Origin of the sequence: Aurantimonas sp. HBX-1, assembly GCF_021391535.1 — a bacterium.
Taxonomy (GTDB): Bacteria; Pseudomonadota; Alphaproteobacteria; order Rhizobiales; family Rhizobiaceae; genus Aurantimonas.
Map to the genome: position 1 here is coordinate 3,182,151 of NZ_CP090066.1, position 21,137 is coordinate 3,203,287.

General features: G+C 60.4%; 20 protein-coding genes and 1 pseudogene. 6 read left to right on the forward strand and 15 right to left on the reverse strand.

The window, feature by feature from the left end:
• Positions 1-22 precede the first annotated feature (22 nt).
• Positions 23-1,132, reverse strand: a complete 1,110-nt coding sequence (locus LXB15_RS15150; RefSeq protein ID WP_233949233.1) for a glycosyltransferase — start codon at positions 1,130-1,132, stop codon at positions 23-25.
• 364 nt (positions 1,133-1,496) lie between these two features.
• On the opposite strand from LXB15_RS15150, the gene LXB15_RS15155 reads away from it, so the two are divergent.
• From LXB15_RS15155 to LXB15_RS15165, 3 genes are all read left to right on the forward strand, one after another.
• Positions 1,497-2,435 (forward strand): cyclopropane-fatty-acyl-phospholipid synthase family protein, encoded by a 939-nt coding sequence (locus LXB15_RS15155; RefSeq protein WP_233949234.1) that lies wholly within the window; start codon positions 1,497-1,499, stop codon positions 2,433-2,435.
• A gap of 219 nt (positions 2,436-2,654) precedes the next feature.
• On the forward strand, positions 2,655-2,927 hold the full coding sequence (locus LXB15_RS15160; RefSeq protein WP_233949235.1) for a hypothetical protein: 273 nt from the start codon (positions 2,655-2,657) through the stop codon (positions 2,925-2,927).
• A gap of 27 nt (positions 2,928-2,954) precedes the next feature.
• The gene (locus LXB15_RS15165; RefSeq protein WP_233949236.1) at positions 2,955-3,437 is read left to right on the forward strand and encodes a hypothetical protein; all 483 of its coding nucleotides are present in this window, start codon (positions 2,955-2,957) and stop codon (positions 3,435-3,437) included.
• Positions 3,438-3,922: 485 nt separating this feature from the next.
• On the opposite strand, the gene LXB15_RS15170 is transcribed toward LXB15_RS15165, so the two are convergent.
• The 14 genes and pseudogenes from LXB15_RS15170 to LXB15_RS20975 form a co-directional block, all read right to left on the reverse strand.
• Positions 3,923-4,639, reverse strand: a complete 717-nt coding sequence (locus LXB15_RS15170) for a transaldolase (RefSeq protein WP_233949237.1) — start codon at positions 4,637-4,639, stop codon at positions 3,923-3,925.
• On the reverse strand, positions 4,636-5,166 hold the full coding sequence (locus LXB15_RS15175) for an HAD-IIIA family hydrolase (RefSeq protein WP_233949238.1): 531 nt from the start codon (positions 5,164-5,166) through the stop codon (positions 4,636-4,638). Before LXB15_RS15175 ends, LXB15_RS15170 begins: the two co-directional genes overlap by 4 nt.
• Positions 5,167-5,766: an SIS domain-containing protein gene (locus LXB15_RS15180; RefSeq protein WP_233949239.1), complete on the reverse strand. Its 600-nt coding sequence runs from the start codon at positions 5,764-5,766 to the stop codon at positions 5,167-5,169.
• Positions 5,763-6,467, reverse strand: coding sequence for a nucleotidyltransferase family protein (locus tag LXB15_RS15185; protein ID WP_233949240.1), 705 nt, complete (start codon positions 6,465-6,467; stop codon positions 5,763-5,765). The genes LXB15_RS15180 and LXB15_RS15185 overlap by 4 nt, the downstream gene beginning before the upstream one ends.
• Positions 6,467-7,450 carry a GHMP kinase gene (locus LXB15_RS15190; RefSeq protein ID WP_233949241.1) on the reverse strand — a complete coding sequence of 328 codons (984 nt, stop codon included), beginning with the start codon at positions 7,448-7,450 and terminating at the stop codon, positions 6,467-6,469. The genes LXB15_RS15185 and LXB15_RS15190 overlap by 1 nt, the downstream gene beginning before the upstream one ends.
• Positions 7,434-8,438 carry a Gfo/Idh/MocA family protein gene (locus LXB15_RS15195; protein WP_233949242.1) on the reverse strand — a complete coding sequence of 335 codons (1,005 nt, stop codon included), beginning with the start codon at positions 8,436-8,438 and terminating at the stop codon, positions 7,434-7,436. The genes LXB15_RS15190 and LXB15_RS15195 overlap by 17 nt, the downstream gene beginning before the upstream one ends.
• 188 nt (positions 8,439-8,626) lie before the next feature.
• The gene (locus LXB15_RS15200; RefSeq protein ID WP_233949243.1) at positions 8,627-9,502 is read right to left on the reverse strand and encodes an SDR family NAD(P)-dependent oxidoreductase; all 876 of its coding nucleotides are present in this window, start codon (positions 9,500-9,502) and stop codon (positions 8,627-8,629) included.
• A gap of 17 nt (positions 9,503-9,519) precedes the next feature.
• Positions 9,520-10,833, reverse strand: a complete 1,314-nt coding sequence (locus LXB15_RS15205; RefSeq protein WP_233949244.1) for a UDP-glucose/GDP-mannose dehydrogenase family protein — start codon at positions 10,831-10,833, stop codon at positions 9,520-9,522.
• A complete protein-coding gene (locus LXB15_RS15210; RefSeq protein ID WP_233949245.1) occupies positions 10,809-11,771 on the reverse strand; it encodes an NAD-dependent epimerase/dehydratase family protein in 963 nt (320 codons plus the stop codon). The genes LXB15_RS15205 and LXB15_RS15210 overlap by 25 nt, the downstream gene beginning before the upstream one ends.
• Complete coding sequence (locus LXB15_RS15215; protein WP_233949246.1) at positions 11,768-12,178, reverse strand: GtrA family protein; 411 nt, start codon at positions 12,176-12,178, stop codon at positions 11,768-11,770. Before LXB15_RS15215 ends, LXB15_RS15210 begins: the two co-directional genes overlap by 4 nt.
• Positions 12,175-12,918, reverse strand: a complete 744-nt coding sequence (locus LXB15_RS15220) for a class I SAM-dependent methyltransferase (RefSeq protein WP_233949247.1) — start codon at positions 12,916-12,918, stop codon at positions 12,175-12,177. Before LXB15_RS15220 ends, LXB15_RS15215 begins: the two co-directional genes overlap by 4 nt.
• Complete coding sequence (locus tag LXB15_RS15225) at positions 12,908-13,882, reverse strand: glycosyltransferase family 2 protein (protein WP_233949248.1); 975 nt, start codon at positions 13,880-13,882, stop codon at positions 12,908-12,910. Before LXB15_RS15225 ends, LXB15_RS15220 begins: the two co-directional genes overlap by 11 nt.
• Before the next feature lie 1,148 nt (positions 13,883-15,030).
• Entirely contained in the window at positions 15,031-17,022 is a 1,992-nt protein-coding gene (locus LXB15_RS15230) for a hypothetical protein (RefSeq protein ID WP_233949249.1), read from the reverse strand.
• Between the two features lie 471 nt (positions 17,023-17,493).
• Positions 17,494-17,655, reverse strand: a pseudogene (locus LXB15_RS20975) (transposase); the annotation flags it as partial.
• Positions 17,656-18,100: 445 nt separating this feature from the next.
• On the opposite strand from LXB15_RS20975, the gene rfbG reads away from it, so the two are divergent.
• The 3 genes from rfbG to LXB15_RS15250 are packed head-to-tail and all read left to right on the forward strand — an operon-like array spanning position 18,101 to position 21,129.
• Positions 18,101-19,213 carry a CDP-glucose 4,6-dehydratase gene (rfbG, locus tag LXB15_RS15240; RefSeq protein ID WP_233949250.1) on the forward strand — a complete coding sequence of 371 codons (1,113 nt, stop codon included), beginning with the start codon at positions 18,101-18,103 and terminating at the stop codon, positions 19,211-19,213.
• A gap of 10 nt (positions 19,214-19,223) precedes the next feature.
• Entirely contained in the window at positions 19,224-20,153 is a 930-nt protein-coding gene (locus LXB15_RS15245) for an NAD(P)-dependent oxidoreductase (RefSeq protein WP_233949251.1), read from the forward strand.
• On the forward strand, positions 20,140-21,129 hold the full coding sequence (locus LXB15_RS15250) for a glycosyltransferase family 2 protein (protein WP_233949252.1): 990 nt from the start codon (positions 20,140-20,142) through the stop codon (positions 21,127-21,129). The genes LXB15_RS15245 and LXB15_RS15250 overlap by 14 nt, the downstream gene beginning before the upstream one ends.
• The last annotated feature ends 8 nt before the right edge of the window (positions 21,130-21,137 follow it).

Sequence of the window (21,137 nt, forward strand, 5' to 3'; positions counted from 1 at the left end):
CCCGCCCGAGAAGCAGGCAGCCTCAGCGGCCAGCCTGCGCGAGGAGCCGCGCGTAAAGCCCGTGATAGCGCCGGCCCATGGCCTCGGCCGTGAACAGATCGAGATAGCGCCGCCTGGCGGCTTCGCCCCATCGTCGGGCGCGCTCGGGTGACGCCAGCATGTCGTTCATCACCGCCGCCAGCGCCGGCGCGTCATTCGGCGGCACGACCAGCCCGGTCTCGCCGTCCCGGTTGACGTAGCTCGTGCCGGTGCCGAGTTCGGTGGAGATCATCGGCCGGCCGAACATCGCCGCCTCGACGAGCGCCAGGCCGAAGGCCTCGGATCGTTCGTTGGACGGAAACACGAAGGCGGTGCAGCGGCGCATCAGCGCCGCCTTCCCGGCATCCGGCAGGGCCCCGACGAAGCGGACGTTGGACAGCCGCTCCGCGTCGGCGCGCTGCCGGAGGTGATCTTCCAGGGGTCCGGCGCCGAGGATGACGATGTCGCACGGCACATGCGGCGCCGCGTCGAGCAGCACGTCGAGGCCCTTGTAGTAGCGCAGCACCCCCGCGAACAGGAAGAACGGCCGGCCCTCGTCGAGACCGTCCGGCAGCGCCTCCTCGCCGCTGGCGGCGTCCTCCAGCCCGATCGGGATGATCTCGACCTTGTCGCGGTGGCGCGCCAGCACCGGGCTCGACGCCGCATAGTTCGGCGAGGTCGCGACCAGCGCATCGACGCTGCCCAGGAAGCGTTGCATCAGCGGCGCGTAGGCGTGCTTCAGCGCCCGCTGCTTGATGATGTCGGAATGATAGGTGACGACGCTCGGCTTGCCGTGCCGCACCAGGAAATGCGCCGCGTCCATGTAAGGCCAGGGGAAATGGTAGTGGACGATGTCGGCTACGGCGGCCTCGCGCGCAAACTTGCCGAGAGCATCGAGTGACAGGCCAGTCGAGGCGATGTCGAGGTCGAGCCGCGCCTTCACCGCGCGGTGGCCGTGGAATTCGACGCTGCGCTCGCGCGGCTTCCGGCTGAGCGACAGGACGGTCGTCTCCACGCCCAGACCGGCGGTCGAGCACGCGATCGCGTCGATCGTGCGCTCGATCCCGCCGAACGTGTCGGGCCAGTACGTCTTGAAGAAATGCAGGACGCGCATCAGGCGGTATCGGGACGGATCAAGAGCAGTTCTCGGTTCGTGTGGCGGCGTCGGCGGCAATTTGGCGGCACCCATAACGCAGCGAGTGGTCGATGGGAACGTGCGGCAGCCATGACCTTGTCGCCTCCCGGTTCCCGACAGCCTCGATAGTGCAGGCCGAGACTGGAGACGGGCATTTTCGACTCCGCCGATGTCGCCGGGGCAAAACCGAGCCCTTCGCCATTCCGGCGGCTGGCCGCCGCCCCGATGAAAGGGGCCCCGGGCACGCGATGCGCTTTCCTGGCAACGTGGCTTTTCTGCAGTTGCGGCATCGCAGCGATGCGATTAGCGATCAGAGGTCCGAACAACGGCAGGACCCCGCTCGATGCGGCTCGACGCTCGCCTTCGAAATCTCTTCCGCCGGTCCGAACCGGTCGTTCCGCCGGCCGAGAAGCTGCGTTCGATGGTCTGCCGGTCCGAGCACTTCGACACGGCCTGGTACCGCAGCGGGGCGGAAGCCATCGCGGCAGGCGGCGCCGATCTCGAGCGCTTCGGCCCCGATTTCGCGGCGACCTTCGCAACCACCTGGCAGGCCATGACTTTCGGCCCAGACGGACCGGCCTACCGGCATCGCAAGATGTGGGAGTGGGCCGCCATCACGCGGGCGCTGGGCGAGCGCGGCAAGCTGCGGCCGGGATCGCGCGGCTGCGGCTTCGCGGTCGGATTCGAGCCTCTGCCATCGCTCTTTGCCGCCCGCGGCGCCGAGGTGCTGGCGACGGACTGGGTGGTTGAAGAGGCGACCGACTGGAACATCAGTGGCCAGCAGGCGACGACCGCCTCGCATCTGCGCTGGCCGAACCTGATCGACGAGGCGAGCTTCGACGCCCGCGTGACGTTCCGCTCGGTGGACATGCGCAATCTCGATGGGCTGGCGCCAGGCAGCTTCGATTTCGTCTGGAGTTCCTGTTCGCTGGAACATCTCGGCGATCTCGAGGCAGGGTTGCGGTTCATCGAGCAATCGGCCGCGCTGCTGAAGCCCGGCGGCGTCGCCGTGCACACCACCGAGTTCAACGTCTCCTCAAAGACGGCGACGATCGAGTCCGGGCCGGCGGTGATCTACCGGGAGAGCGATCTCCTGACGTTGCCGGATCGCCTCGCGGCACAGGGCGTGACGCTGGAGCCGTTCGATCTCGATATCGGCACGGACGCGGCGGATCTGGAGCCGGACGCGCCGCCTTACTACGCAGGCGGGCGCCAGCACGTCAAACTACGTTATGGCGACCACGTCATGACGTCGATCCTGCTGGTTGCGACGAAGAATTGACCGCTCTTTCGGTATGCGGAACTGGCTTCAGCCGGTTGCGCGCCCCACCGGAGAGAATATCGTCAGAAATATAGCTGCCGTTTGGCGACAAATGGTGGAATGCCAATTCATCCGCTCAACGAGCGACCGCCACGGAGTAGCGACGTGCAGGACCCCACGATCCCATCGAATTTCTTTGTTCCCTCCGGCGTTTTCGAAAGCAGCGGGAGGGACCCTTACATGGCGCACTCCTATCCTGTCGCCTCTGATTTCTTTCATCCCGATTTCACGGCGTTCCGGCATCGCTACAACGACTTCCCGCTTCGGCTGCACCGCAAGCTGTGGGAGTTCGCCTATATCGATCACCAGCTTCGCAACGCCGGCATGCTGGCCTCCGGCAAGCGCGGACTTTCCTTCGGCGTCGGGCTGGAGCCGCTCCCTGCGATCTTCGCGGCGGCGGGCTGCGAGATCGTGGCGACCGACGCGCCGCCCGAGATCATCGGCGAACAGTGAGCCGAGAGCAAACAGTTCGCTCCGACGGTGGCCGACCTGCAGTACCAGGGCATGGTCGACGAGGCGGAATTCCTGCGGCTAGTCTCCTACGAGACCTGCGACATGAACCATATTCCGGACCATCTGCGGGGTTTCGATTTCTGCTGGTCGGCGTGCTGCCTCGAACACCTCGGCAGTATTCGCCACGGGCTCGACTTCATCATCAACAGCCTTGATACGCTCAATCCGGGCGGCATGGCGGTGCATACGACCGAACTGAACCTTTCCTCCAACGACGCGACGGTCGAGACCGGTCCGACGGTTCTCTTCCGGCGCCGTGACCTCGAGGACCTCATGTCCGAAGTCGAGGCCCTCGGGCACAGCATCACGCCGCTGTCGATCAGCCTCATGGCAACGCCGCTGGATCATCACGTCGATGTCCCGCCCTATGGGGATACGCTTCATCTGAAGCTGCTTTTGATGGAATACGTGTCGACGTCCGTCGGGGTCGTGATCCGCAAGGCCAGCTGAATAGCTTTTCAATCCAAAGCCGCGGCCGCGGATCGTCTCTCGGCCTCGGCCACACCCAGACCGGCGGTCAAGCAGGCGACCGCGTCAATCTTGCGCTCGATCGCGCCAAACGTGTCGGGTCAGTAGGTCTTGAAGAAATGTAGGACCCGCATCAAGGATTATCCTTCGGTCAGAGCCGCCGTCCCACTGACTAGCCTCGATGTCGAAGTGCCGGAAACCAGATTACAAACGGCCGTAAATCGTATCTGACGCTTCACCCACAACGGATCGCGGCCCCCGATCGTTTTCGCGATGAGGGGCCGCAAAAAGATACTTCCCAACGGTCCTCTCCAATGCCCCGATAGGCGCACGCCGTTCTCACAATCGGGCCGTCGCGCTCAGCAATTGACGACGCCACCTGAGGAACGGGAAAGGTAATGAAATGATCTTCCACTATCTCGCAAAACTCGAACGCTGAACAGATCTACCGGGAACAATAACCGCCGTCAGAGACGGTAGCCCGCGTCCGTCGCATCCTTATGGAACATTTTTACGGTATCGAGCGAGTACTGATCCAAGTCATAACCCACTAAAGATAGCTTCTTAAGTATATCGTTTGTTACCGTGATTACCTGACAACCAATTTCGTCAGCCTGGAAGATGTTGAGTAGCTCGCGGGGGCTGGCCCAGATCAGTTCCGCAGCAGGTGCAACCTTGAGCATTTCGACGGCGGCGGCCATCATCGGTATTGGGTCACGGCCGGTATCGGCAACGCGGCCGGCGAATACGGAAACGTAGCTTGGCACATCGGGATCGAGTGCAGCGACAACGTCGCGCACCTGGGTCAGCGTCATGATTGCGGTAACGTTTAGCTTAACCTTGCGGGCCGCCAGTTTCTCCACCAAAGCGTAGCAGGTTTCCTGCTTGGTATTGGTGACCGGAATCTTGACGTAGACGTTCTCGCCCCAGCTGGCGATCTCGAGCGCCTGCTTTTCCATTTCGTCAAAATCGTCGGAGAACACTTCGAACGACAGCGGCTTGTCGGAGATCGAAGTCAGGATGTCCTTGCAGAAGGCGCGGTAGTCGGTGATACCAACCTTCTTCATCAGCGTCGGGTTGGTCGTCAGCCCCTTGATGAAAGGCTTGGCATACATTTCCAGCATGCCGGCCTTGTCAGCGCCATCGGCGAAGATCTTGACCTTCAGGTCTTCAACTTTTTTCATGGATGTTTTCCCAATATGATTTCCGCAGCCTCGCTCAGCGACGACAGGCGGTAATCCGGTGCTTCCGGTTGTCTTTCAGTGTAGCCATAGTCGATAAAAATGGTGTGGCAACCAGCTTTCTCGCCAGCCTCGATGTCGCGCCAGCGGTCTCCGACCATGAAACTGTCGGCCAGTACGATGTCATGCTTGGCCGCAGCGGCCAGCAGTGCGCCCGGCAGGGGTTTGCGGCAGTCGCAGCCGTCGCCGCTATCGTGGTAGCAGGTGCGGAATTCGTCGATTGGCAGGGCCGCGCCGAGGGCATCGTTGATCGCCTCGACCGTCTGGCGCGGCGTTGTGCCCCGCGCAACGTCCGGCTGATTGGTGACGACGAGCAGCAGATAACCGGCGGACTTGAGTGTGAGCAGGGCATCTTTGACACCCGGCAAAATCTCCAATTCACCCAGGTTGGCCGGCGGATAAGGCTTTCCCTCGCGCACGATGGCGCGATTGATGACCCCGTCGCGATCGAGAAAAACCGCCTTTGCCATTCAGCGGACCGCCGATTCCCACTTGGTCTGGTTGGCCTTCAGCTTGGGATGCGACACCAGCAGATGCCAGACAACGGCCTGGAAGGCTTCTGAATGCGGCGTGATGGTTTCGGTATTGACCGTCGGCACGATGACGCAGACGTCGGCAACCCGGGCGGTGTAGCCGCCGTCGCGCCCGACGATACCGGTGACCTTGGCGCCGACGCTCTTGGCCAGCTTGAGGGCCTCGACCAGATTAGGGCTGATGTTCTTTTCGAGATTGCCGCCGCCGACCGAGAGGACGAACAGCACGTCCTTGGCGTTCAGCTTGCTGATCTTGAGCCATTCGGCGAAAATGGTGGCCCAGCCTTCATCGTTGGTGCGGGCCGTCAGTTCCGAGACGTTGTCGGTGGGAGCGTAGCTCTCGATGCCCACGATCTTGCGGAAGTCGTTGACCGCATGCGAGGCATTGCCGGCGCTGCCACCGACGCCGAGAAAAAAGATGCGGCCGCCATCTGACTTAACCGTCGCCAGGAGATCGGCCATGCCTTCGATGGCGTCGAGATCCAGCTTCTCAATGATCTCCGAGGCTTCCTTAAGATGCTGCTGGGCGTAGCTCATTGTGGCTGTCTTTCGCTAAAGTAGGTTTCTGCTTCTTTCAGACCGCTGTGCGATCCGATTTCATAAAATCGCTCGTGCACTTCGTAGCCCGCGAGGTCATCGGCTAGGGACAGGGCATGATAGAGTTCGGCGATATCGAAGACCTCCCCACTCGGATAGGGAGCGAGAGCCTCTGCCTGCAAAAGGCCCAGGCCGTAGTCGATATATTTCATTTCAGGCCTTGGCGCCTGCTTGTTGTATTCGATCAGCCGGCCGTCACGAAACAGGACATTGCTCTTGTCCCATCGGTCGCCATTCTCGAGCACGGTCATCAGACCGGCTTTGCGGCTGCGGAGAAACGCCGCCTCGACCGGGGCAAAGGCGATCGGCAGGAAGGAATCACCATAGAGCAGGAAAAAGCTCTCGCCGAGCAGGGGCAGCGCCTGCTTGACCGCGCCGCCGGTACCGAGCAGCCTCGGGCCATCAGGAGAGTACAGCACTTCGAGACCGAAAGCGGCGCCGTCACCGACCACGTTTTCGATCATGTGCCCCAGATGGCCGATGCACAGCACGACCCGCGTCACCCCCTGCTCGCGCAGGTAGTCGAGCTGGCGGCAAATGAAGGGCTTTCCCGCCACCTCGACCAGCGCCTTGGGGATGGATTCAGTGATCGGACGAAGCCGCGTCGCCATGCCGCCTGCCAGAATGCCAACGGTCAGCATTACGAACTCAGCACCACTTTTGCGCCTTCGAAATCGAAGCGGAAGCGCACTTCTTCGAGGCCTGCAGCTGCCATGGCGTGGCGCAGCTTGTTGCGATCGTGTGCCATGAACATGAGGAAGCCACCGCCGCCCGCGCCGACCAGCTTGCCGCCGATGGCGCCGTTCTTCATCCCGAGGTCGTACCACTCGTCGATCTGGGCATTGCTCATCCCGCCCGAGCGGCGCTTCTTGTGCTCCCAATGCTCGTGCATCAACGTGCCAAACAGCTCGCAATTGCCCGCCTCGAGAGCGTCGCGGCTGCGATAGCCGAGGTCCTTGACGTAGTGCAGGTTTTTCAGCATGTCGGCGTCGTTTTGCTGCGACTTGGTCTTCTGGTCCTTGAGAATGCCGCTGGCGCTGCGTGAAAAGCCGGTGAAGAACAGCAGCAGATTGTCTTCCAGGTCAAACATCGTGTCCATTGAGACGCCGAGCGGCTTGGCGGTTACCTTGTCGTCCTTGTGGAAGGTGAAACAAGTTACCCCGCCGACGGCGGCAATATACTGGTCTTGCTTGCCGATGGGTTCGCCCAGACGATCGATCTCGATGTGGCAGGCCAGCTCGGCCAGTTCTTCAGCATGAATATGCCGCTTGCGATGGGTATAGAGCGCCTTGAGCAGGGCCGTGGTGAAGCTACCGGAGGAGCCGAGGCCGGTACCCGACGGGATGTCGGCCAGCGTCGTGATTTCCACCTGCGGCGTCCGAAAACCCATCATGTCGAGCGCATCGCGGATGATCGGGTGCTTGACGTCGACGATCTTGTCGACATGCTCGAGCTGCGAATATTTGAGATAAATCCCCTCGGTAAAGGGCCGCATCACCGTGACATAGACATATTTGTCGATTGCCGCGGAGACGAGGAAGCCTTCGTTCCCCCGGTAATAGGATGGGAGATCGGTTCCGCCACCGCCCAGAGTGATACGCAGGGGACTACGCGCGATGATCATAACCAGACTCCTGATAGACCTTTTCGACGATCTTGAGTGCTTCATACGCGTCGGACAGGCCTGCGGCGCTCGGCCGGTCGAGCCGGATGTCGTCGTAAAATTCTTCAATCTCGACCGCCCAGGAATTGTCGGCCATGGGATACTCCCAAGCCGTCGTCTCTGGCGGCCCCATTTCAGGCAGCATGCGGTAGTGGGTCAGGCGCTCGACACCATAACTGCCGCCGAGGCCGGAAATATCGAGCTTTCCGACTTTTCCATAGATTTCCATGGAGAACATGTTCTTCCACTCCGTGCATGACACATGCAGGAAGGCGACCTTCTCACCCGGGGTGCGCAGGATCATGAAGCCGTTGTCGTCGACGGGCATGTCCCAGAAATAGGTATGGGCGAAGCCCTCGATGCGGCTGAACTCGCCCAGGAACCAGCGCGACAGGTCGATCAGGTGCGGCCCCTGGTCGATCAATTCGCCGCCGCCCGACAATTCGGGGCTGGCGCGCCATTCACGGTCGTAACCGGGGCGTCCGCCATGACCATAGCGCGCCCTGATGAACATCAACTCGCCGATCTCGCCCGCCTCGACGATCTCTTTGGCCTTGCGCAGCGCGCGATGATAGCGATGGCTGAAGCCTACATGCACCTTTACGCCCCGCTGCTGCGCCGCTTCCATCACCGGCACCAGCTCGGCCGCATTGCGCGCCGCCGGCTTTTCCACCAGCACATGCTTGCCCGCCTCGATGGCGGCCAGACTGATCTCGGCGAGGGAGTCGTGCAATGTTGCGATGATGACCATATCGACCTGCGGCAGCGCCAGCACATCGCGCCACGCGGCAAAGGCCCTTGCGCCGGTGCCCTTGGCCAGGCTCTCCGCCCGGGACATATCCTTGTCGGCACAGGCAATCAGCCTTCCGCCGGCCCCCAAAGCTCTGGCGCGCTTCTGGCCAATCAACCCGCAGCCGATAATGGCCACGCCCAATGCTTCGTCTGTCATGCTGTTTCACTAACCTTTTCGCAGCCCTGGACCGCAATCTTTGATTTTAATCTGCGCGTCATTACGCATGCGGGATAAGGGATCAAGCGGGCAGTACAATCCGATACGGGTTTAGTCGAAAGGCGTCAAAAAAGGCCAAGATACTCCTGAAACAAAGGTGCGTAATGCCCCGCCGGGAGCGCCTCGCTTTACTTGTCGCCCCACACTAGTCCGCGGTCGCGACCGGCGATGCGGCGGAGGGTATAGGCGTCGCTGGAGGACAACTCCTCGAGATGCTCCGGCCAGTGTTCCCAGTTGTCCCAGACGGCGCTAATTAGCTTAGCTGTGATCCCGTCACTGGCGGCCGAAGCAAGGAACACGGCCAGCCCGGCGCCGGTCTCGATCGGCGCTCCACCGGTCTGTTTCTGCTTCAGCGAACGCTCGTAGAAAGCTTGGCCGACCTTCTCGGGCCCGGCCTCGAGCACCTCATCGAGCATGCGCGTGTTCAGTGCCCCCGGGGCGATGCAGTTGACGTCGATGCCGGTGCCGCGAACCTCTTCGGCGAGCGTTTCGGCAAACCGCACGATGGCGGCCTTGGACGCGGCATAGGCACTGATGCGAGGCAGAGGATTGGTGGCGCCACCACCCGAGAGCTGGATGATCTTGCCATATTGCTGCGTCTTGAAATGGGGCAGCAGAGCGCGACACATCAGGATCGAACCGAAGACATTGATCTCCATGGCGCGGACCCAGTCGGCCCAGTCGACCGTCTCGATCTCACCCTTGGGCCCGTAGATCCCGGCATTATTGACAAGGATATGGCAGGCGCCAAAGGCCTCGAGCGTCGCATCGGATACAGCCGCGACATCGGCCTCGCACGAGACATCGGCTGCCATGCTCCGGACCGTCTGCTCCGGCCCGGCCAGCGCCGCCAGTTCGCCGGACACCGCATCCAGCAGATCCTTGTTGCGGGCGCACAGCATCAGGCTGGCGCCGGCCTCGATATATTTACGGGCGATCTCGAGCCCCAGGCCCTGGTTGGCGCCAGTGATGATGGCGACCCGGCCGGTCAGTTGCTTGGACACTTGCCTATCCCGTTGGTTTATTGGCCGCCCACGGCGATGTAGCGCAGGCCAAGAGACCGCGCCTGCGCCTGGAGAAAGCGGTTGGCGTCGATGACGGCGAGCTTTTCGCCGTCAGCGGGCGGCAGCTTTTCGAGTTCGCTGCGATAGTCGGGCCATTCAGTGCCCACGATCAGGATGCTGGCACCCTGTACCGCCGCGAGGGCGCTGTCGTGACGGGTGACGACGCCCGCCCAACTGGCCGGCAGATCGGTAGCAGCCGGATCATGCACATGCAGACGCGCGCCCTGCCCGATCAGCCAGTCGCACAACTCGACCGACTGCGACCGCCGCAGTGTGCTGGTGCCTACCTTGTAGGTCAGACCCCAGACCGCAACCGCGACGCCGGCCAATTCGCCGTACAGAACCTGGACCTTGCGGCGGACCCAGTTCTTGTGGGCATCATTGCTGACCTTGACGGACGAGAGCAGCGGCGTTGCCAGATGCACCGCAGCGCTTGCCTGGCCGAGATATTCGATATCGCGTGCCAGCGTGCCTCCGGCAAATGGGCCGCCAGGACCAAGATATGCCTTGGGGCCGATGCGGGCTTCGGTCTTGAGGCCGCGTTCGACCTCCTTGGCGTCTGCGCCGACTACTTCGCAGATGGCGGCAATCTCATTGGCGAAGGTCACCGAAGTGGCAAGGAACGCGTTGATGGCGTGCTTGGTCATTTCCGCGGACTCGACAGACATCCATTCCAGCCGTTCGGTGATCGGCTGCAGCAGCTGCGTGAGCTTTTCCCGGGCGGCCTCACCACGGATACCCAACACAATCCGGTCAGGCTTCAGAAAGACATTGAGCGCGTTGCCGAGCCGCAGGTTTTCCGGACTGCAGACAAAGTCGAGATCGGGGCGCCCGATGGCGCGGGCATGGGCTTCGAGCGCCTTGATGGAACCGACGGGCATCTGCGAGGAGACAATCACCACGGCCCCTTGCCGCATCGCCGCCAGGCTTGCCGTGACGCGCGAGACGACAAACTCGATATCGGCATGATCGTCGTTGTCGACCGGCGTGTCGTAGGCGATCCAGACGACCTCGGCATCGCCGAGAGCGATGGCAGGGTCGGTCGTGAAGGACAGATTGCCGTTCTCCAGCCCGGCTCCCAGCAGGTCATCCAAGCGCGGCTCGAACAGCGGCGCCCTTCCCGCGTTCAGTCCGGCAATGGTGTCACGGTTGTCATCTAAGCCGACAACGTCATGCCCGAGTGATGCCAAGCAGGCCGCGGTCACGGAGCCGAGATGCCAAAGTCCCTGAACGCAAACTCTCACACTCAAACCCTTGTGGTGAAGACCCACTCGTTATCCTGCAGGTAGCGAACCGTTTTCAGCACGCCCTCGCGGATGGTGTATTGCGGCTTCCAACCCAGCGCCTGGATGCGCGTGGTATCAAGGAAGATGAAGGGATTGTCGCCAATCCAGCCCCGGTCGCCTCCGCTATATTGCAGTTCCGGGGTCACGCCCAGGGTCTCGCAGATCCAGCCGATGGAATCGTTGACCTCGCAATAGCCGTCGACTCCCAGATTGAAGATGTTGACCTTGCCTTGCGCCTTGTCCATCGCCAGCAGGATCGCATCGATGCAGTCCTGGACATAAAGATAGGATTTGCGCTGCTTGCCATTGCCGAGCACCGGCAATTTGGTGGGGTCGGCCTTCAGCTTCTCATAGAAATCGAAAACATGGCCATGCGTATAGCGCTCGCCCAGGATGGAGACGAAGCGGAAGATGCAGGCCTTGAAGCCGAAGCCTTCGCAGTAGGCCGAAATGAGGCCTTCGCCGGCGGCTTTCGAGGCACCATAGAGCGAGGTCTGCACCGGAAACGGGCCATCCTCGGGGGTGGGAACGACCGGGGACTCGCCATAGACGGAGCCTGTTGAGGAGAATGCAATCTTGCTGATGCCGTTGGCGCGCATCGCCTCGAGGACATTATAGGTGGCAATGGTGTTCTGCTCGAGGTCCTTGCGCGGATGGCTGGTACCGAAGCGCACATCGGCATTGGCAGACAGGTGGAACACCGCCTCGCCGCCCTGGAAGGCTAGCTTCAACCCCTCGAGGTCGAGCAGGTCGAGTTCCACTAGGCGGAACTGCGGGTGCGCCAGGGCACCCTCCAGAAAACGACGCAGGCCGGTAGAAAAGTTGTCGACGCCAATCACCGTATGGCCGTCGGCCAGAAGACGATCAACCAAGGTGCTGCCGATGAATCCGGCGCATCCTGTCACGATATAGGTACTGCTCAAAGCGATCCTCTGCTGTGTTGAAACACCCAGAACTTGGTCATCCCAAAGCCCAGGCCAAGCGTGGCAGCAATCGCCATGGCGGCGCCGAGATAGGTCGACTGCCCGGCCGAGTCAACGACGAGATGGACGACAATCAGCGTGATGACGTAGTTGACCAGTGCCACGCAGATGTAGCGCGTGACCTCACGCAGTACGTTGGCCTCGCGACTACGGAAGGTTAAAGCCTTGTTGGCCAGAAAGTGGAAGGTTATGGCGGCGATATAGGAAATGCTGACCGCCAGGAGATGCCCCAATTGCAGCAGTTCAACGGTGAGGAAGATCAGCCCAAAGTAGACAAGTGCGGTCGCTCCACCAACGCCGACATACCGGGCAAACTGTAGTAGACCGTTGCGGCGCCCTATACTCATGCCGCGAGAGACTTTTTGGGCCTCAACGTGGCACCGATGCAGAGATTGCAGAACTTCAAGTTCACAGGGATTGGAAAATAGGTCGACGATTCCATCGTGAAATATTTAGACAACTCGCTCAGAATTTCGTCAGGCAGGTTGATGTGCTCACGCTCGATGAACCAGCGGTAGGACTGGTGGTAGCGCTTTTCGAAGATTCGCTGGGCCGAGATGCGGCGGGCCAAGCTATAGGCCCAACTGCCTTCGCAGGGGATGACGATGGACAGCGTGCCAATGTCCTTGTCGCATAGCCGATACATTTCCTTGACCGCTTCGGGCAGGTTGGGCAGGTGCTCGAGCACATGGATTGCGAGAACGCGATCAAAGTGATTGTCGGGAAAACCCATATGCTGCTGGCAATCACCGACCACAGACTGGATGTCAGGAAACTTCTTACGCAGCTCGGCGACCATGTTCTGGCGGATATCGACCGCAACATAGTTTTTCGTCTGCTCAGGGTCGAGCTTCTCGTAGTTCATATGCTCGCCGCTGCCAGCCCCAATTTCTAGCGTACGCTTAAAATTGACCGGCGCGTTCTTGACTACGTAGTTGTGGTTGAACTCGTCGACGATGCCATATTTGTCCGGCAGAACGTCATGCCAGTATTTCATGAAATCGTCGCTGATGACCCTCTGCTCAGGTGTAAGCGGTGGAAACACCTTTGGCCACTTCGATTTAGAGCCAATTTCATCAACCGACATTTTTTTCCTCCCCGAAGTTCACCTTGCGGTCGAGAATATACATCGGCCGACGTTTGACCTCGTCATAAATTCGCCCGATATACTCTCCGATCAGCCCGAGTCCTAGCAATTGCATGCCGGAAAAGAAACTGACGAACAGGACGGTCGTTGAGAGGCCCGGCGTTAAGTCGACGCCCAACAATTTCTGGACCACGTACCAGGCGCCAAGCAGGAAGCTCAGACCAGCGAGTGTAAAGCCGGCGATCGACATCAGGAACAGCGGTCGCGAACTGAAACTGATCAAGCCGTTTAGACCGATCTTGAGCGACCCTGTCAGCCGGTTATAATTGCCAGTGCCGGCGAAGCGTTCGTCGCGATCGTATTCGATGAATCCCTGCTTGAAGCCGACATAGGCGACAAGTCCCCGCAAAAAGCCGTGTGTCTCGTTGAGGTTGCGCAGCTCCTCGATCACCCGGCGCGTCATGATGCGGAAGTCACCAGTGTTGCGCGGAATTTTAACGTCGCTCAGCTTGTTGATGACGGTATAGCCAAATGAGGAAATCACGCGCTTGATAAAGGTCTCGCCTTGGCGGCTGCGGCGCGTGGCGTAGACGACTTCGAAGCCTTCGGAGAGTTTGGCGTACAGGTCCTCGACCAACTCGGGCTGATCCTGCAAGTCGACATCTATGACGACGCAGGTCTCGCCGGTGCAGAATAGTATACCAGCCATGGTGGCAGCCGGCTGCCCGAAGCGACGGGAAAAAACTAATAACTTTATGTTGGGATTACGGTTGATTTCTTCGAGAATCACTTCTTCCGTACGATCCGAAGACGGATCCATTGCAAACACAATCTCGTATTCGACACCCATCTTCGCAAATACGGCCTCGGCGCGAGCAAGGAAGGGACGTATATTACCTTCTTCTTTATAAACCGGTACGATCAGCGATATAATAGGCGCCATTTCTGCTTCCCGTTCATGCACGTATTCTGCCTGTCTAGCCTTGGTGGAAGACTCAAGCGAGACGGCCTGGGCTGGATCGGAATTTTTGTAGTCTCCTTAAGGGAGCAAAAATCATCTTTCTAGTGCCCGAGTTGACCCTTCGCCGCTGATTTTGAGTCGAACCTTATCACGTATCGATGGTGCGTCCGCCGCTTTCCGGGCAGTTAGGCGGTGGCCGCCGGGGTGTGGAAAGCTAACGGCTTGCGTTCTCGATCCCGGATTTGGCCCTCCTTTCGTAGTTGATGGGTGGTCGGTAGCCTAGGGCGAAATGGGCGCCTAGAGGGGTAGCACCAGCCTTCGATAACTTGCCCCGACCGAGCGGTTCGCATTCGAGCCTCGCAAGGAACCTCTCACACAGGGCTTTGGCGTAGGCGTCATCCGCCGAGCCCATCAACGGGCGCACACCCGTTACCATGCATCTCGGACCGAACAGCATCGACGTGTATTCAGCGTAATGGGGCTTGGGAAGTTTTCCGGCCCAGAGTTTTTTGCAGCCTGGCGCCCATGGTTGCGGCCAGGGCGGCGATCGCCTTGGCAGCCTGCGCGCTCAGGTCGGTATCGTCTAGAAAGTCGCGGCGTACCAGACCAATCGTATTCTCCTTGGTGCTCCGTTGCCGGGGATCTTAGGGATTGCGGAGGTAGGACTTCGATCCCCGCATTGATCTTGAGGGCGGCGTGCTGGGACAGCTCGGCGCGGTGGTCCCACGTCAACGACCGGGGCAGCCCTGACGGGAACGCTACAATGGTGCGTGCGAAGGCATCACCAACAGCCTCAGCGCCATGCCCCGCAAGAGCGGGGCCGTTCTTGGTCGCGGTCCGCCCCCTTCAAGCGCGGTAAATGCAGCAGCATTGTGAGGCGCGTCGTGCTTCGACGAGCGTGCGATTGCGAGACTGTCCAGTCAAGAATGAGATCGTGTTCCCGGTGCCGCGTTAGCCCGGTCGGCGGCATCGGCCGGGCGCGTGCTGATCATGATCTCGCGAGACGAATCCCTTGCCCCGTTCACCCACTCGAGCCCACGGCGTTCTAACGCCGACACGGCGCGAAGGGCATGCCGCTAGGTCGAGGCGGAATGCCTTTCGAACTCAAACGAAGAGCGCCGGATAGATGGCTTCGTGACAACCACGCCAAGCTATGACGAGCGATCTACGCGAACACTTTTTACGGCCATGTCTCCTGTGCCGCCAAAATGCGCACGAAACTCGATATTGGTTGTATCCTTCTCTAAAATAAACGGCATCGACACACTATTTTCTGCCCCGTTACATCTGTCGTCATTTCTCGCAAACACAGATCGATTTAGCGAAATCTGTCCAATATTCGCGGTAACATCAAAAAAGCTCCCTTCCCCCATATTAGTGCAAACAAATTCCACCTGGACCTCGTAACTTCCGGCCGGCAGATCAACATATGGTCCGTACATAAGAAACCCGGCTGGATCACGTGGGGATTTGGCCTCCAATTCGCCATTGTCGACGACGCCGACCTGTCTCTGGAAGGATGTTGGCGAGTAGTCGCCCAATGCAATATCCACAGGAGAGAAATCGTCGGGAAAGTGCTCTAAAATTTCTTCGTCGGAATTTGCCGTCGGCAACTTTTCGTTTACCCGACGCTGCAATTGCCGCCAATCATCATAGATCATGATGTTGAATTCAGCGCATGGCACCTCATTTGACGGCTCACCATAACGGTTCGTGATCTCGTTCTTCTGAAGTCCATTCGAAATTATGAAATTTGATTTACCGAGATGGCCCGAATCCATATCGTAGTAGTACCAGAGAATATTATTGCCCCAAAAGAATGGATCAGGGCTCCACGGCGCGAATTGGTTGATGTCGATTGTCCAGTCCGTGATCACCGAGAGCTTCCTGGCCAGCCAGTATTCGGCATATCCATTCTCGAGGGCGTAGCGTTCGCGACACGAGTTCAGCTGTCCGGCGATCCGGGCCCATTCGGCGGATGGTCCTACTGTTCCTCGCGCGTGAACAGAGAGAAGCGGAAGGGCGCTCAGTACCGCCGCCGCCCCCCCAAGAGCGAAGAGGGTGCGCCGGGATTGCTTCATCCAACCCGCAACGAGTGCGGCTAACGCTAGAGCGCCTCCTAGCTGCATGCCGACCATATACCTGGCGTATGCCAACGCATCATTTTCCCAGAGAAGGATGCCGAATGCCAAACCGCCCAGCGTCAGGAAGGCGACAAATAGCTTCGCACGAAGGGACGCAGCGTTGCGCACCTCATTCGCATTCCAGATTTCCAGTGCCGCCTGAACGAATAGGTAAAATGCTGCGGCGCAGCCCACTAGAAACAGCGAGAATGTGACAGGCGAGTCTATAATCAGGCCAATCATCATTGATGATTTCTCCAATAAACGGAGTCGGAGTGGCTCGAAATATTGCATGGTAAACAATTCTTCGATTAAAAGCGCCGTCACGATCGATAAACTAATCGTTCCAAGGAATCTTCCCAGGCGCTTTATTCGCTCTGTAACTGGGGATGCCAAATAATTGGCCAACGCATAAGGCGCCGCAAAAAAAACGACGAATAATTTGTCGGAAAATATCGCTATCGAACAGAACATAACAAATATAACGTCTAAAATACCTGTTTTTCTGTAGGAAATCTTCTCATAGAATATGAAACCAAAAACCGCACATACTGCAGCTGACCCATGTGCAATTGGCACAAAGATATTGAATAATATAGAGGCGCCCTCAAGCGCGGGAAGATTGTCAAAGAACGATGTAGTCACCAGGATAATACAAAATAGTAAGAATATGCCCCATGCATTGTCGGCGCCGACGCGGTCGGGCACGATGCGATTTAACATCAACCTCCCGGCCAACGCGATGAGGCCGCAGTGGAAAACGAGCATACAGATTACGGCTGTATAGATATCGTCAGTTAAGATACGAAATGCTGTATAGCTCATTAAATCAGGAAATATGTATGGCGCACGCGGCAACATCCACGAAAAAATACTAAAATTTTCGTTTCTCAGAAGATCTTCTGTAATCGACGGCACCGTTAGCTGGTCAGAACTAAATATAAACTGTTGAAATACGGGATTGTAGAAAAGTATATAAGCGGTGATTGCAGAAAAAATTCCGACTGTGAAAAGCTCCATGCCGCGACGTATCACACTCTGCTCCGTGTCAAGATGCTGCCCGCGTGCTTCGTTTGGATCGCAACGAGATGTCAATCAGGCGTTTGCGGGCTAGATCAGTAAGATAGGAAAATGCACAATTCGGAGGCTGCAGGGAGATCAGCCCAGGGTCGAGCAATCCCTCAGTCATGCGGCCATGGACCATATCCCAGCAAGCTTAACAAGCGCAAAATCGCAGTGATACCCAGCGCTTCCCCGGTCTCGAGGGTAGTGATGCGCTGCGTTCTTGGGCCCATCTTTGGCGCATCGTTTCGTAGTTCATGGGGACCAGCAGCCGAGGACGGAATGCGGGCTGGCGAGATTGTATCCAGCCCAAGATAAACTGGAAAACAGCTCTGCAAGCTTCAGCGTTGATCTGGAGTTGCGCCGATTGAGCGGCTCGCATTCCCGCGGTCCGGCTGGTCTAGCGCTCTCCCAGCTAACGAGCACCGATCACCGGAGACCGTTGGTCGTCGAAAGCAGGGCGCTGTCGCCCCACCGTTGAAGATAGGGATGTGCCGTCGAGACCGGCGGAAAATCGGCAGCGAGCGTTCGCCACTGGCAACCACTTGCCGTGATGTAGAGGGTGGCGCGCAGAACGTCCCTCAACGAGGTCCGAAGCCGGCAGTTAAGCTTGGCTGCGGTAGCAACGGCGCCGACTCACCCAATTCTCTGCGTCAGGTCACTTGGATGGCGGACGCAGCTATGGCCATGCTCAGTCTTAGCGGCATCATTCCAGGCGATCTCGAATTCCAGGCGATCTCGATCCCGCATTGAATCGATACGAATTTGAACCCCGACCCGCTGATATCGCGCGGCTACTCCTTGCTCAGGCTCCTCCGACCGAAGGCCGCCCGTGTATATTGCCCTCTTGATCACTGCGCGCCAGTGCCTATGCCCGCTTGATCCTGTAGCGGAGGAAGAGCTCGGGCTCGCCTGCACGGCCCTTCCCTTGGCCAGTGGCTGGCTGTAGGACGCTTCAACGCTGTTCCGGCTGCAAATGAAGTGTCGGAAGCGGATATTTACGGCGGCAATGCGGGTATCGGGAATCAATTAGCCCATGATGGACATGCTACCGTTCGAGACCGTCCTTCGGGGAAAGAAAATCTTCGTCACCGGCCACAGCGGCTTCACGGGAAGTTGGCTGTCGACCTGGTTCGACCATATCGGCGTCGAGCAGTACGGCTATTCGCTGGCGCCCGACCAGACGCCTGCTTTGGCCGACCTTCTCGCCGTCGCCGATCGGGTACCGTCGGAGACGGCGGATATCATGGACTACGACCGCCTGGCCGCCGCGATCACGCGGTTCCAGCCGGATTTGATCATCCATCTGGCGGCGCAGCCGCTCGTCCGGCGGTCCTATCGCGAGCCGCTGCGGACCTTCGCGGTCAACGCTCTCGGTACCGCGCATGTCCTGGAAGCTGCCCGCCACACGCCCAGCGTGCGCGGCGTCGTCTGCATCACCACCGACAAGGTCTACGAGAATCGCGAGTGGGACTGGGCCTATCGCGAGAACGATCCGATCGGCGGCAAGGACCCCTATAGCGCCTCGAAGGCCGCCGCCGAGATGGTGATCAAGGGCTATGCCAGTTCGTTTTCGGGCGATGCCGGCCCGGCGATCGCCACGGCTCGTGGCGGCAACATCATCGGCGGCGGCGACTGGTCCGAGGACAGGCTGGTACCGGACTTCGTTCGCGCCGTCATATCGGGCGAGCAGCTCACCTTGCGCTTCCCTGAGGCCACGCGCCCCTGGCAGCATGTCCTGGCTCTGGTGCAGGGCTACGGCATGCTGGCCGCGGGCCTGCTGTCGGACGAGCCCAAGCGCTACGCCCGCGCCTGGAATCTCGGGCCGCGCGAGCTGCAGCAGTATCCGGTGCGGCGGGTGATGGAAATTCTGGCGACGCAGTGGCAACGGCCGGATCTCGTCTATCTGGACGACCCGCTGCCGGAGGCCGGCGCGCTGGCCCTCGACAGCCGCCTCGCCCACGACCGGCTCGGCTGGCAGGCGCCGTGGAGCGTCGAGGAAATGATCCGTCAGACCGCATCATGGTACCGCGCCTATTATGAACGGGCAGCAGGGACGTCCGTGACCGGTTCCGTTTCCATGCGCGACGTGACCCTTGCCCAGATAGATACCTGGCGCCAGGGCCTGATACGGGACGAGAACGCCTGAGATGCGGGTGATGGTGACAGGAGCGACAGGGTTCGTCGGCCGCCGCCTGGTTGGCTCCCTGCTAGCCGCTGGTGACGACGTTCATGCCGTGGTGCGCCGCCCCGACCATCGGCTTGGTTGCCCGGTCACGGTTGCCGAGGATCCGCTCGATGCAACGGCGTGCGGCGATGCCGCGCGGGATTTCCGCGCCGAGGTCGTCGTCAACCTCCTGGCGGCGGGCGTCGATCCGACGGATCGGGACCCCGAGCGGCTCGTCGCCGCCAATGTGCTGTTTCCCGCCAGACTGGCGCGTGCCGCAGCCGCCGCCGGCGCAAAGGCATTCGTCCATCTCGGTTCCAGCGCGGAGTACGCGCCGGGCCCGGAGGGAGAGCGGCTGGATGAAGCGGCGCCGATCGAATCCGAGCGTCTCTACGGCTCGACCAAGGCGGCCGGCACGCTCCTCGCCCGCTCGGTCGGCGAAGCCAGCTTCTTGCCAACCGCAGTCCTGCGGGCGTTCAACATGTTCGGCGCCGGCGAGAAGCCACATCGGCTGTTCCCGGCCGTCGCCGGCAAACTGTCCCGCGGCGAGCCAGTGGACCTTTCCGCGGGGACGCAGGTCCGCGACTTTCTCTCGGTCGAGGATGCCTGCGCCGCCATCCGTCGCATGGCCGCGGCGCTGCTTGCGGGCGATGCCCGGCCCGGCATCTACAATCTGGCGAGCGGTGTTCCGCTGACGGTCGCGGCCTTCGTTGCCCAGCTTGCCGAGATCCTGGCGGCCGACCCTGCCCTGCTGCGGTACGGCGTCCTGCCGATGCGGCCCGACGAGATCCCGACCGTCGTCGGCGCGACCGACCGGCTTGACGCCGCGATCGGCCCCGCTCTGCAGACCGACCTGCGAACCGCGCTGACCGTCGCCATCGACCAACTCAACCTGGAGCGGGCGCACCATGTCGATGCCTGATGACGCAGCGACGCCGCAGGGTGACCTGCCGCTGATCTCCCTCTGCATCCCCGTCCTCAACGAGTACGACAATCTCGATCGGCTCTACGAGCGGCTCGACGCCCTCGGCGTGACGATGCGCGAGCGGTGCCACCTGGAGTTCGTCTTCTCCGACAACCAGTCCTCGGACCGAACCTGGGAGAAGCTGCAGGAACTGGCTGCCAGGGACGATCGCATCCGGGCGATCCGCTTCTCCAAGAATGTCGGCTTCCAGCGCTCGATCCTCGCCAACTATCTGCATGCGCGCGGCGACGCGGTGATGCAGCTCGATGCCGACCTGCAGGATCCGCCGGAGATGCTGGAGACGTTCTTCGACCTGTGGCGAGAGGGCTATCAGGTGGTCTACGGGCTTCGGCGCAAGCGCAAGGAATCGCCGCTGCTCAACTGGTTCCGCCGCTTCGGCTACTGGACGATCAATGCCATCAGCGAGCATCCGATCCCGCAGAACGTCGGCGACTTCCGACTGCTGGACCGCAAGGTCGTCAACGCCCTCGCCAAGTTCCGGACGCACAACCCGTATCTGCGCGGGATGATTTCCGGCATCGGCTTCCGCCAGACGGGAGTCGTCTACGACCGTGACGCCCGCGCCGCCGGCGAGAGCAAGTTCGGCATGACCCGGCTGATCAGGCTCGGCGTGACGGCGGTGTTCAACCATTCCACCGTGCCGCTCCGGATGGCGACGATCCTCGGCATCGCGATGATCGGGGTGAGCGGGCTCGGCGCGATCTACTTCGTCGTCCTGCGTCTGATCGAGTCGGACCTGCCGCGGGGTGTGGCGAGTATCCACGTCCTCGTGCTATTCGGCATCGGCCTGCAGTCGTTGCTCCTCGGCATGATCGGCGAGTACATCCTGCGCATCTACGTGATGCTGCGGGCCGAGCCGCTGGCGATCATCGACCAGACCATCAATATCGGCGAGCCCGATCTCAAACTTTGACGGACGAT